The following is a 12275-nucleotide window of genomic DNA, read 5'->3' on the forward strand; positions in this document are numbered from 1 at the left end:
AGGTCCTCGGCTGGAAGACGCCCGCCGAAGCTCTCGACGAGCAGTTACGGTCACTCCAACCAGCAGGCGTTGCAACGACCGGTTGAAACCAGGCAATTCCGGTCCAGGAAATTCGTCCGAGCCCTCAACCGCCACCACATGGCCGGATCGATGGGCCGCGTCGGCGCCGCCGGCGACAACGCCGCCATGGAATCGCTCTTCGGACTCCTGCAGAACAACGTCCTCAACCGGCGATCATGGGCAACCCGCCAACAACTCCGGATCGCCATCGTGACCTGGATCGAACGGACCTACCACCGCCGCAGACGCCAGCGGTCACTGTCCCGGTTGACCCCCGTTGACTTCGAGACCATCATGCACCCACCGGCCAGTCAGGCCGCGTGACTACACCTGTCACCTGCCGGTGCAGCAGACCCACATCCTCGCCGCCTACATGGCCTCCGGGACGTAGCCAGCGCTAGCGGCTTTGCCGATGAGCGAATGCAGGCGTGGATCAACAAGCCCAAGCTTTCGGAAGAGCGCCAGCCGGGGTGCGTGCTGGCGACTACAGGTATCTGATGCCGTCTTTGGTGATGTGAGCCGCTAGCATGCCGTGAGCCGAATCATCGGACCACATTTCGACGCGTCTACTCTCACGCAGAAGATCGTCACCGGCTACCGGAATGCCTCGTTCCCACTGCGCCGGCCAGCCGTCGAAGCGGCGCACCTCGATGAGGCCGCGGGCCACCAACGAGACCAGCCCCGGCCCGAGGACCGCAGCGACCTGTTGCCGTGATGGTGCCTCGGCCCAGCCGAGTTCGCACAGGGGCAGCGGTGAATCTTCCAGAGGGCAGAGGACCAGTTCTTCTGCCAGGTCCAGCCCTTCATCGTCGACCATGGCACCCACCCTCGACGGATTCCGGAGCAGCATCCCACCCAAAGGCTGACGCCATCTGCCCCGCCCGGGAGCCGATGACTCCCACTTGGTAGCCGCTCATGCCGCGAGCCGGTGCGACGACACGAGATCGCACGTTGTGAGTAGTCCGTCGACCGGAGATGCGTGAACCCGACGACCGCAGCCTCGGAGACGGAGACGATGGGCCACAGCACATCTGGCTTGGACCAGCATCGACGGAAACTTTCTCGTTGATGCAGGTATTGGCGTCACCAGCCGCGAACACGCTCTTCCCGCTCGCGGACTTCAGCCCGCTCTCGAAGCGTGGCCTGCTGGAGGCAGCCCGCCTCGGCCACCGGCGCAAGGGCGGGTACACGCTCACCCAATCCGCTGAAGTACTCGAAAATCTCCTGATGCCTTGCCGACTCCGGCCCCCAACCTGACACCAGGCCGCCAGCGGCTGCGGCGATCCGCTCGGGTGCGACACCGCGCTCCAACAGCAGCGGCCCGATCTCTTCGAGCGTCTCGTTCCGCCCACCCATAACCACTTCGAGGAGCCCGTCGGGCGTAACGGTCCTGTCATCGAGGAATCGCTCTGCGAGTTCCTGATCCCGTCCGACGAGGTAGGCCAGCAGGTTCTTGCCAATCCAGGGCCGACCCGCACATCGACGAGCGAGGCGCTCGCGGTGCGGCTGGGGCAGCTTCCCAAGGAGTCTTTCGCATCCACGGGGTTCGGGAGCCAAGATGAACCCCTTCTCGTCCGCTCCGTCGAGCTGGCGCTCAAACCATGCCTCGAACAGGTCCGGTTCATGTTCCGCGAGGTGCTTGAGCAACTCGCCGGTACGCCACTTGCCGTGCTTGTCAAGATCTTCGGCTCTCAGACGGCGGATAGCTTCCTCCCACTCAGGCCGCCATTGCTCGGGTAAGGCCGGGCCGTGCTTCTGGCCGACGCCGAAGCTCACCGCTGTGGCAGCGGCAATCGCCGGGATGGGGTGCACGAGCAATTGGCGCAGGACATCGTCTGGCGCGTCGCGGGTGAACAGCCGGTGGAGCATCGGAGCGTCCTCTGCCCGCAGATCTCCGATTACAAGTGCAGCGAGGTCATCGACCACCGAACGTGCGAGCATCGCGGTAATCACCGCGGCGCGCAGCTTCGGGCCGCGCAGGGCCTCGGCAATTGCAGCCTCAGGCAGCGCGTTTGGGCCTTCTGCCAAGCAGCGCTCCGTAGCGGCGTGCAGAAGCGAGGGTTCACCGGCCGCGGCGGCGGCCTGGTACCAGGCCGCCGGGTCGCTCATGTGCAGCTTCATTCGTTCCGCGATCCACCCTCCACTGAGATGCTCGACTGCCAACCCTCCCTGTTGGAGTAGTCCAATGAACCTGGCGATGCCACGGGCCGGCCCGAGGGCGGCAAGCCGGCGGGCGAGAGCATCGGTAGCGGCGCCCCGCTCCTGCAACGCGGCATTGAGATCGTCGGCCAGGTAGGGGTCGTGCCGTCCGACAAAATCTTCTAGATCAGAATCAAGTTCGAAGGCTTGGATCAGGCCGCCAGCGGCCTGACCGCGCTGCTCAAGGTCGAAGACTAGACGCTGAGCGCGCAGCGCGAGTCCTGGTACTCGCTGCAGGGCTGGCCGAAGCGATTCAAGGATCTCGCGGCCACCGTCGGCGGCAATCTGCTTTTGTTCATCAGTCGGCTCGGTCTGGCCGAACGAGAAGCCCATACCGAGGCGCAGCCACTCGCCAGCCAAGTCGAGCAGGGATCGAAGCGCCTCCGGCGGGCAGCGAGGCCGCTCCGCCTCCTGGTCGGTGCTGACGGCTTCTGCGATGCGCTCCCACATCGCCCTCAGCCGCGCGAGATGTCGCGCGTTCTCGATCCCCTGGGAGACGGTAATCGTGTACGGGGCGCCCGGCTCGGTCCAGCTTCCCGACGCCTCGACCGAGAAGACGGCGGCGAAAAGCTCCGCCGCGACGATCCACCGGTGAGGTTCGGCATTCTCGGCCAGCCAACCGAGCGCGCCGTCGAGCAGACGTTCCCGGATTTCGACCGCCGTACCGTAGTCAGGGTCAACATGTCGGGCCAGGTCGCCAAGCACGCGCAGCGGGTGCGCTGGCGTCTGGTGGCGCAGGCGATTGTCGCCGACGGCCAGATCGAGCAGCCCCGCTACGGCCTCGGGCAATAGCCACCCACGGGCGGCCCGGGTCAACAATCTGGCGGAGGCGTCCCCGACCGGGTCGAGGCTGACCTCCCCGATCCGGACGGTCTCGCGCGGCGCGGCTAGCGCCGTTCGGGCGTGCTTGACCGCGCATAGGGCGGCACTCTCGTCCAACGTCGAGTACTCCGACGCAACCGCGAAGATCGCCGTGTCCCAGCTCGCCGACTCTGGCAGCGATGTCACCCAGGTTTCCGCCGCGCTCCGAGCGGCCGCAGACCCAGTGTGCGCTGCCGCCACAACCGCACCGGCTAAGTCGAGCGACCGGTCGGGGAACGCCTCGTGCAGCGTTGACCACGGACGTCCAGGCGGATCGGTGAAGAACCATCGGGCGACCAACGGCGCCCGCAGGCTCGCCTGAACAGACCAGCCGCCCCCGGCCTGGTCGACCAGCCCGTTACGGCTGAGCCGGCTCACCAGCCCGACCAGCTCAGCGGGCGGAACCCCCAGCAGCGGTGCAAGTTTGTGCAACGTCTCAACAGGGATGTGGCCCAGAGCCGCCATACATGCGAGAGCGTCAAGGGCAGTCTCGGACTCGGTGGCCCGACGGAGGAAGCGCTCCACGTTCGCCAGGTGTGCTGCGCCGCTCACAACATCGTAGCCAGCGCCTTTCACGAAGAGTTCGCAGAGCGCAAGTGCCCAACCTGGGCGCCCCTCTGCCTGGCGCAGAACGATCTGCCTCGCCCGATACGCCGTGACGCCGACCGACTCGACGAGCGAGTTCATATCCGCCAATTCGAGCAGCTTGATCGGAACGGCCTCGGCTCCGGGCAGCTCTTCGACGACGGCGTCGAACATGTTGGGCCAGGTAGACGCGATGATCGAATAGGAAAGGTCCTCCTGCAGGCGCGCACGCCGCAAGACCCGCAACTCGTCGACACGGGCGTGCGCATCATCTACCACCACAGCGGACGGGGACCGCAACAGCAAATGATCAATAACCCGGCCCGGCTCCGCCTGCTCCAGGAACACCACCGATCGATCGAGTTCAGCCAGAACCCGGGTCTTCCCGACGCCCGGGACGCCCGTCACGACCGCGTCCTTGCCGTCCGCGATCACGTTGCGAAGCATCGACAGCTCGATATCCCGACCGACCAAAGCGACCGAGACCGTCGCCTGCTCCAGCATCTCCAGCGGCCGGTCGACGAGCGCACCGAGTTCGCCACCAATGCCGAGCAGCCGTTGCCGCCACACCGGCTCGCGGACGAGTTCGGCCACGAACCAATCGCGGGCGTAGACATGCGGCGGGTCCAGTTCGCACTCCGCGCAGATGTCGTTCAAGGTGGCTCGCTCACGGGCACTGACTGCCCGGATACAGGCGATGACCACCAAGTCGACGGACAGGCCCTCCTCCCGCATCCGCCGCAGCCCAGTCCGAAGATTCGCGGCCGGATCACCGGTCGTAACGAGAAGTCGTCCCCGGCTACGCGTGTCCCCACTACCGAACGGAAAGTAGATGTCGGCGTCACGCCCGAAGTCGTGGCCGCCCTCGACGGCAGAAAGGCCCGGATAGCGCGGTTGCAGGAGTGCACACGCGCATCGCTCGAACTCGGCCGGATGCACGGGCTGGTTCGCCAGTGTATTCAGCAGGCGAGCTACGAGATCCACAAGCGCTATATCCTACCCCTTGCTCTCGTCCGTGGCGTCTGAGACGGCGTCCGCTCATGCCGCGTAGTGCTCGTGCCACGGAGCTACGTCAGAGGCGTATGGCCGGCACCTGATTGTCGGCTGGCCGCCGCACCTGGTCGATGGTGCCGCCGCGGACACCGAGGCTGCCTCGCGCGGCCCGGTAGAAGCCGTCACGAGTTTCATCGGCCCGCCGGACCAGGTCCGTAAGATCGTCGGGAGGGTCCGGCAAGGAACGCGCCGCCTGCTCCAGAGCTCGTACGGCGTGACGCCACGCGGAGGCTGCCCCTACGGTGACCTCATCACCGAGCAGCAGAACCGCCTCCCAGGTCAACGTGTGCCGCACATCCGCCTCAGCCAACCGGGCTAACCCCTCCTCGCGGCCAAGTGCGGGGGTACGCGCGCCGGGCCGGTGGGCGCTGAGCATTCCCAGCGCCAGCAGGTGGATCTCCTTCACGGCACGCGTGAAATCGGCGTAGGCGTCCAGCCGCCGCTCGTCCCATCGCACCACTTGACTGCGCCGCCACCGGGCCCGTTCAGCCACTGTCGTGGCGATGATCGTGCCGACAGTGCCGACCACCACACCGATCAGCGCCGGCACCTGCGTCATCAGGGTCTCCAGCAGACTCATCGACGTCCCCTCGCCGTGGTTGGATTCGGCCCGTCCCGCCAAGATTTGCACCACCGTCAGTTGCCGAGCCGGCCGCGCCGCCGGACCAGCATCCTTGCTGGCCGACCGACGGATCCGTTGACAGTAGTCCCCGGGATGTTGGCGCGATTGTCTCCGATGGAGTGATCATCGTGGTGGACTGGCTCCATCGGCGCGCCGCTTTTCGTCACATGTGGCCGGACAAGGTGCTTGCCCTACCCAACCGCCGATGGTTGACCTACTCACATGCCGCGTTCCGCACGGCTGCACGTAGCTATTGGGCCCGGCTTGATCGTTTCGGGAGCCCGCTCAATCTGAGCGGGCTCCCCGGAGCCTGGCCCGACTCGAACGGTGCTGCCACCCCTGGGTTCAGTGACGCGCGGTACCGGCGCCGCGCGTTGGGCAGGCCGGGCCCCAATCGTAGTGCGCCCGGCTCCACGGGCGTCCGCCCATGCCGTCGACCGCCTTGCCTGGTCGAGTTGAAAGGATTGCGGCTCAGTTGAACCGGTGTCGGCGGTACTGCGGGGAAATCTCGCCGACCTCGATCCCATTTTCGTCGAGCGCGTTGTAGATCGTCAGCCAGCCATCGGCGAGGCCCAGCGCCACGGTGCCGTCCGCCAGGTCACCCCCGGCGTACTCCAGGAGCTCCACCGCCTCAAGGCGCTGCCCCGCGTAGAGCAGCCAACGGCGCGGAAGCATCGTCGCGCCACGGCAGACGGAAGCCATCCGATGTCGGCCATCTCGGCGCCGGGTCACGTCGACTTCGCACCCGGTGACCGTGTGACGCTTTCGGGCAGTTGGCGCAGTGGTGCAGAGGCGGTCATGTCTCGGTGAGGCTGGTGCGGAGTTGGGTGGCGAGCGTGATCGTGTCGTCTTGTGGTTCGGCGTCGAGGTCGGCGAGGGCTTTGGTCAGGGCGCGCAGGAGGGTGCGGATGCCGTCGGGGTCGCTGAGGGCGTGGCGGGCGTGCATGGCTTTGGTGTAAAGGGCTTCGTTGTAGCGGTCGAGTCCGATGGCTTTGTCGAAAAGCTCGGATGCGGCCTGCGGGTCGTGGTCGAGCAGGTCGTCGGCGAGTAGGAGGTGGGCTTCGGTGCCCCAGCGACGGACCGTCTCGCGGTGCGGCTGCAACCACTCGTAGTCTTGGCCGACAGCGAGGGGCGCGGTGTAGAGGTCACAAGCGGCGGTGAGCAGTTCGCGACGGCGTGGCTCGGTGGCGAGGGTCGCGACGCGCAGCAGGTCGCGGAGGGTCCACACGTCGACGTCCACGGTGGTGGGATCGAGCCGGTACCGTCCGGCGGTCTTGATGACGTAGGCGTTCTTCGTGTCGGCGGTGCCGGCGCGGCCAAGGACGTGCCGCAGGTTCGAGGCGTTGGTGTGTACGCGTTGGTCGGCTTGGCTGATGCGGGCGTCGGGTTCGAGGTATTCGCCGATGTCGCGGGTGGTGAGGCCGTCGGGATGGCAGGCCAGGAGTACGGCGAGTTCGAGGGCTTTGGCTCGTAGTGGCCGGCCTTCCGCAGTGATGTCTTCGATGCGCGGCGAGCCGAGCACGCGCAGCCGCGCCCTTCTTGACGGGGTGCCGGATTTGGGCTTGGGGATGACCGGAGCGGGTAGGTCGATGGCGTCCGGCGTGTTCTGTGCGCGGCTGGCGTGCAGGGGAACGACCGTGACCGGTACGGCTGGTGAGGCGGTGGTGGCTGGTTCACCGGTCTGTGCTTCGCGCAGCGTGGTTAGGATCTGGATCGTTGTGGCTGGTTCGAGCACGGGCAGCCGCGGCGGCACTGGTTCGACGGGCTGCCCGGAGATGAGCTTGGTGTGTCCGTCCTGGGGCGACCTCGACGGTGGCGCCGTGTGCCCATTCGCCGAGCAGCAAGGCGGACACGTGCAGATTTCGGCCCAGCGCGAGAGCTGACTCAGCGCGCATACGGACGTCTGCGGGTGGGGTCTCGGTGATGAGCATGACCGGCGACAGCGCTTTCTCGTCGGGCCCGGCCCGCCGCAGCTCGTCCAGGTCGGTTAGCGCGTGCTCGTTCAGGATGCGGCTGCGGCGCAGCAGCAGGGACTCAACGACGGTGAGCGCATCCTCGATGCCGTCGGCCACGAGCAGGCGCGGCCACGGACCAACGGCGACTGTGTCTGGGCCGAACAGCATGGCCAGAGTAGTGGCGTCGATGACGACCTCACCGCGTGCGTCGGGGTGGAAAGGGCCGCTGTTTGCCAGCACGGCGACAAGCGTTGCTCGGGCGGCAGCGGATGCGCCGTCACCGACGATCCCGATTCCGCCTGTCGGTATGGGGGCGAGGTCGGGCACCGATGCGGGTGGTTCGGTGTCATCGGCATCGGGGTCCGGAAGTTTGGGGTTACGGGCCACGGCGCGGCGCAGCTCGACCACTGCGGGCGGTAGCTCGGTGGGCGGGTCATCGTCGGGTTCACCGGTGTAGCGGCGCCGCCGCTGACGCCACACGAGAGCAGCCGCGGTGCCGATCGCGGCGGCGAGTGACCAGGGCAGCCAATTGGCTGGTGAGAGCTGTACCCCGTGCTCGTCGGTCGCCACGCCCGGGTTTCGCGTGTAGCCAGCGGTTGGTGAGGTGGACGGCGACGCCGTGGCAGCGGGGATGGGGTTCGCCGGCTCGTTAGAGGGGGTTGACTCTCGCACGCTCGGGGTTGCCGGTGCAGTGCTGTCGGGGGTGGCGGCTGATTCGTGCTCCGTCGTCTTGGGCGACACGGTCGGACTCGGCGCGTCTGCCCCGACGCTCGGCGATGGCCCAGGGGTGACCGTCGCCGGTGGTGGCGTCGTAGGACGAGACGGGTCCGGGGTTGCTGGAGTGGCAGTCTGGGGTGGGCGGGCATCAGCGGGCAGCCGCAGGTCCCAGCCGGGGTAGATGAGGTCGCAGTCGCGTAGAGTGCCGCCGATTCGGGGGAAGTGGCGGTGTTTGTTCAGGCGGCAGATCTCTGGCCACCGCCTGGCGTCGCCGAGCCACTCCTCAGAGATCTTGGACAGGGTGTCGTGTCGTTCGACGGTGTAGATGTAGCGGGTGTCGGCGACCTGGATCAGCGCGGGTCCTCGCGCAACGGCTTGCCGAGGAATGACCCTTTCAGGCGAAGCGATGGCGGCGGGCGACCTGTCGCCGCCGCTGGCGAGGTTGAGGTTGCCGACGGAGGTGACGGCGATCGCCGCGGTACCGGCCAGGCCGAACACGAGCCGGTGCAGCGGTGCGGGGAGCCGCAGGACCGGGATCCGCCACCGAGTCACGAGTGCGAGCAGTTCGGCGACCAATAGCAGCGCCAGCGCAGCCCACAGCAGCCACAGTGCCCAGATGGCCGCGCCGGTGAGTACGGTCGGGGTGAACCGTCCGCTCGGCTGATCGAACCACGCCACCACCTGCGGCCACGACGGCAGCCGCCGAACTGGACTACCGCCGAAAAACAACAGCAGCGCAGGTATCCCGCCCAGGAAGGCCACCGCGCCGATGAAGGCGCGGGTCACCCGGACCACGGTCGCCGCCCTCGCCGTGCGACGGCGGGACGGTGACGCAAGGCGTGGGGTGTAGACCGTGGGGCGCACGTAGTCGGTTAGCCGGTCACCTCGAACCGGGGGCTCCTGCGGCATGCGTCTCCTCCCCCGCGCCTGACGCTGATCTTCTTTCCGCTTAAAGGCCGCGCAAATAGGTCAGTGGGGGTCGGGCGGGTAGGAGACGGGCACAGGCATCAGTGATCATGAAGGTTCCTACGCCTAGTGATCACTGGAACGCCTGTGCCCGCTGTCCCATCTTGGCTGAGTGACCCCTTGTGGCACCAGTTCGCCGCGCTGCTGCCCACACGACCCGCCACCGATCCGAGCCACCCCCTGGGCTGCCACCGCCGACGCGTCGCCGACCGGATCGTGTTCGACAAGCTCCTGCAAGTGCTGCGGTTCGGCTGCTCGTACGAGGCCATCGCCGACTCGACCTGCTCGGCCACCACGATCCGCAACCGCCGCGACGAATGGATCAACCTCGGCGTGTTCGCCCAGCTCAAGACAATCACGCTCGACGCCTACGACCGCATCGTCGGCCTGCTGCTCGACGACATCGCCGTTGACGGGTGCATCACCAAGGCCCCCGGCGGCGGCGAGGCCGCCGGCAGGTCCCCGGTCGACCGCGGCAAACAAGGCATGAAACGCTCCATGATGGTCGAGGCCCGCGGTATCCCGCTGGGACGCGTCCTGGCCAGCGCCAACCGCCACGACTCCCCGCTGCTGGAACCCACCCTCGACCGGCTCGAAGACCTCGGTCACCTGCCCGACGACATCACCGTGCACCTGGACGCCGGCTACGACTCCGCCGCGACCCGCGACCTCCTCGCCCGACGCGGCCTGACCGGCGAGATCGCCCGCAAAGGCGTCAAGGCCCCCGTCCAGGCAACCGGACGGTGGCACATCGAACGCACGAACGCCTGGCACAACGCCTTCAACCGGCTCCAACGCTGCTACGAACGCAAGGAGACAGTCGTCCACGCCTACTTCGACCTCGCCGACGCCATCATCACCGTCCGTAGCCTCATCCGCCAGGCCTGGACCCTCTACCGCTGGGACACCCGCACCACCCGCCGACCATGAACCCGCCTAATTGCGCGGCCTCTTACACGACGAGGCGCGGCGACGGCCATCCCGTGGAGAAGGATTCTCACCATGCGCGCACAAAGGATCACGCGGTGAGAAGGTGGTTGACGGTCTACTCCCCCGTCGGGGGACACTGCCGCTCATGCCAAGCGGGGGCATCCGACTGTCGATCGATCTGAGCTCGTCGGCCATCGCCGCCACCACCGACCTGCACGGTGCCCGCATCCCCGTCATGCTCAACGGCCGCCTCGTCATGCCGCACGGCATTGCGCTCGACCCCACCGGTCACCTGCACGGGTTACCGCACCACCAGAGCCTTTAGGGAATCGCCAGTTCATCCACGAACCGCTGGAGCTGCTCACCAGCGCCGGGACCGACTCGCCGGTCGATGTCGTGCAGCTACTCGCCGGGCAGCTACGGCACGTCGCCGACCAGGCCGCCCGCCAGGCCGCGGAACCCGTCACCGCCCTCACCGTGACCATCCCCTCGGGCTGGGGGCCGCGCCGACGAGGACACCTCACCGACGCCGCGGCCGGCGCCGGCCTGCCCGCCCCCGCCATGGTCACCGCGCCAGCAGCACTCGCCGCCTACGCCAGAGCCCACGAAGGCATCACTCCTGACGGGTCATGCCTGCTGATCTGCCAGGCCGACCGGCACCCGATCACCCTGACCGTCCTCCAGACCGACCCCGACGGATACCGCGAACTCGCAACCCGATCGATCAATCCCACCCGCGCCCTGGACCAGGTTCTCGCCCAGCTAATCATCGACGCCAACACCACGGTCGACGACCCGATACGAGCCGAGACAGCCCAACCCACACACGGGCAAGACGAAACGTTGGTCGAGTCCGTCCGTCAGGCCAGGAAACTCCTGGCCACTCAGGACCGCGCGCCAGTCCTGCTTCCCGCGCCCCGCAAGCCCGCCGTCATCACCCGCGACGATGTCGCCGAGGCCGCCCAGCCCCTCCTCGACGAGGTAGACGCGGCGGTTCATGACGTCCTCGGCGCGGCCGACGTGGACCGCCGGCACCTCGGCGGCGTGATTCATCGCGAAGCCGAAGCAGTCCCGGGCCTGCGAGACCGGCTCGCCGCAGCTACCGATCTCACACCTACCACCCTCACCGCGCACTCCCACGCCCTCGCGGACGGCGCGCTGGCCCTCACCGCACCCCACCATCAGGCAACAACCACCGCCGCCGACAGCCAGCTACCACGAGTCCGGCTACGCATCCGGGACCTGACCACTGTCGTCCTCCTCGGCGCCTGCTCGCTCATCCTGCTCCTGCAAGCCATCCTCACCGCAGACATCACCACCATCTACTCCGTCCAGGTCGTCGGTGTCCGCCTCTCGCTACCCGAGCTCGGGGCTGCAGGGGCGCTCGCCATGCTCACCGCGTTCGCCGTGGCGCACCTCGCCCCCACCACCTGGCTCGCCGGAGCGCCCACCCCGTCCACACCCGAACCCACGACCGGCAGCCTCATCCGACGCGGATACCTCACCACCGCCGTCGGCGGCGTCATCGCCGCCGCCCTCTACGGCCTCGCCACCGGGACCTCCGTCGAATTCGACTACAGCCCATACCTGAGATGGACACTCGGCGCTGCACTGCCGCTTGCCGTCTGCGCCGCCGTCATCGCCGCTACCGCACCCCGAATCCCCGCTCCAGCGCTGCCCGCCTGGCTGGCCCGTACTCGACCGGCGATCCTGCAGGCCGCCATCGCCACCGCCGGCATCTACCTCATGCGCGCCGCCCTCACGCTCACCCCACCGGTCGACGTAATCGGCATGCCCGGCCTTATCGCCAGCGCCGGAGCTGCGCTCATCGGCGTCGCCACCTCCCTGACCGCCATCCGAAACCGCACCACCCGCGCCATCGCCGCACCGGGCCTCGCCATCGGCTACGCCATCGTCGTCACCTACGACACCAACAGCGCCCTGATAATCGGATACCTCGTCGCCGTCACCTGGTGGGCCATCGCACTCACCGCACACACGCTGCGGCTCGCGTTCCCGGCCACCGGGCGAGTACTACGCCGCGTCATCGACGGACAAACCCTCTGACGACTGCCGCTGAGCTACTTGCCGCCGTGACCGGATAGCCCCATAGCGACTCAAACAGCGTAGGCCCCACCGCCAGTTCGGCGGCCCCGCTTCGCCTTCATGTCGTCGTATAACGACGAGCCCGCAGAGCTCACGCTCTGCGGGCTTTCTATTTTCGCAATTGTCAAGCCACCAAAGGGAGGCACCCGATGACAGTTTCGTGTCAGGCCAATCAAACGATGGCCGCTACCCCCTGGAGCGCCTATGACACCACACAATCC

Annotated in this window: 10 protein-coding genes; 4 read left to right on the forward strand and 6 right to left on the reverse strand. The window is 67.6% G+C overall.

The window, feature by feature from the left end; all coding sequences use genetic code 11:
- Positions 1-384 (forward strand): integrase core domain-containing protein (locus ACZ6S5_RS09425; protein WP_465999452.1); only part of this gene is annotated, 384 nt, incomplete at its 5' end.
- A gap of 160 nt (positions 385-544) precedes the next feature.
- Here ACZ6S5_RS09425 and ACZ6S5_RS09430 read toward each other — a convergent pair.
- The 6 genes from ACZ6S5_RS09430 to ACZ6S5_RS09455 form a co-directional block, all read right to left on the reverse strand.
- On the reverse strand, positions 545-877 hold the full coding sequence (locus ACZ6S5_RS09430) for a hypothetical protein (RefSeq protein ID WP_465999454.1): 333 nt from the start codon (positions 875-877) through the stop codon (positions 545-547).
- A 266-nt stretch (positions 878-1143) separates the two neighbouring features.
- Complete coding sequence (locus ACZ6S5_RS09435) at positions 1144-4689, reverse strand: hypothetical protein (protein ID WP_465999456.1); 3546 nt, start codon at positions 4687-4689, stop codon at positions 1144-1146.
- 88 nt (positions 4690-4777) lie between these two features.
- On the reverse strand, positions 4778-5338 hold the full coding sequence (locus ACZ6S5_RS09440) for a hypothetical protein (protein ID WP_465999458.1): 561 nt from the start codon (positions 5336-5338) through the stop codon (positions 4778-4780).
- A 513-nt stretch (positions 5339-5851) separates the two neighbouring features.
- The gene (locus ACZ6S5_RS09445; protein WP_465999460.1) at positions 5852-6055 is read right to left on the reverse strand and encodes a hypothetical protein; all 204 of its coding nucleotides are present in this window, start codon (positions 6053-6055) and stop codon (positions 5852-5854) included.
- A 121-nt stretch (positions 6056-6176) separates the two neighbouring features.
- A complete protein-coding gene (locus ACZ6S5_RS09450) occupies positions 6177-7115 on the reverse strand; it encodes an AfsR/SARP family transcriptional regulator (protein ID WP_465999462.1) in 939 nt (312 codons plus the stop codon).
- Positions 7054-8838: a LysM peptidoglycan-binding domain-containing protein gene (locus ACZ6S5_RS09455; protein ID WP_465999464.1), complete on the reverse strand. Its 1785-nt coding sequence runs from the start codon at positions 8836-8838 to the stop codon at positions 7054-7056. The genes ACZ6S5_RS09450 and ACZ6S5_RS09455 overlap by 62 nt, the downstream gene beginning before the upstream one ends.
- Positions 8839-9105: 267 nt before the next feature.
- On the opposite strand from ACZ6S5_RS09455, the gene ACZ6S5_RS09460 reads away from it, so the two are divergent.
- The 3 genes from ACZ6S5_RS09460 to ACZ6S5_RS09470 all read left to right on the forward strand — a co-directional run bounded on the left by ACZ6S5_RS09460 (position 9106) and on the right by ACZ6S5_RS09470 (position 12015).
- On the forward strand, positions 9106-9948 hold the full coding sequence (locus ACZ6S5_RS09460) for an IS5 family transposase (protein ID WP_465999676.1): 843 nt from the start codon (positions 9106-9108) through the stop codon (positions 9946-9948).
- A gap of 145 nt (positions 9949-10093) precedes the next feature.
- Complete coding sequence (locus ACZ6S5_RS09465) at positions 10094-10273, forward strand: hypothetical protein (RefSeq protein WP_465999466.1); 180 nt, start codon at positions 10094-10096, stop codon at positions 10271-10273.
- Positions 10274-10509: 236 nt separating this feature from the next.
- Entirely contained in the window at positions 10510-12015 is a 1506-nt protein-coding gene (locus ACZ6S5_RS09470) for a hypothetical protein (protein WP_465999468.1), read from the forward strand.
- The last annotated feature ends 260 nt before the right edge of the window (positions 12016-12275 follow it).

Source organism: Micromonospora sp. NPDC051924 (assembly GCF_055586005.1).

What these genes read in the sequence shown, in the direction of transcription:
- ACZ6S5_RS09470 (WP_465999468.1), top strand. Translation starts at nt 10,510, where the DNA reads ATGGTCACCGCGCCAGCAGCACTCGCCGCCTACGCCAGAGCCCACGAA.
- ACZ6S5_RS09440 (WP_465999458.1), bottom strand. Translation starts at nt 5,338, where the DNA reads ATGAGTCTGCTGGAGACCCTGATGACGCAGGTGCCGGCGCTGATCGGT.
- ACZ6S5_RS09445 (WP_465999460.1), bottom strand. Translation starts at nt 6,055, where the DNA reads ATGCTTCCGCGCCGTTGGCTGCTCTACGCGGGGCAGCGCCTTGAGGCG.
- ACZ6S5_RS09465 (WP_465999466.1), top strand. Translation starts at nt 10,094, where the DNA reads ATGCCAAGCGGGGGCATCCGACTGTCGATCGATCTGAGCTCGTCGGCC.
- ACZ6S5_RS09430 (WP_465999454.1), bottom strand. Translation starts at nt 877, where the DNA reads ATGGTCGACGATGAAGGGCTGGACCTGGCAGAAGAACTGGTCCTCTGC.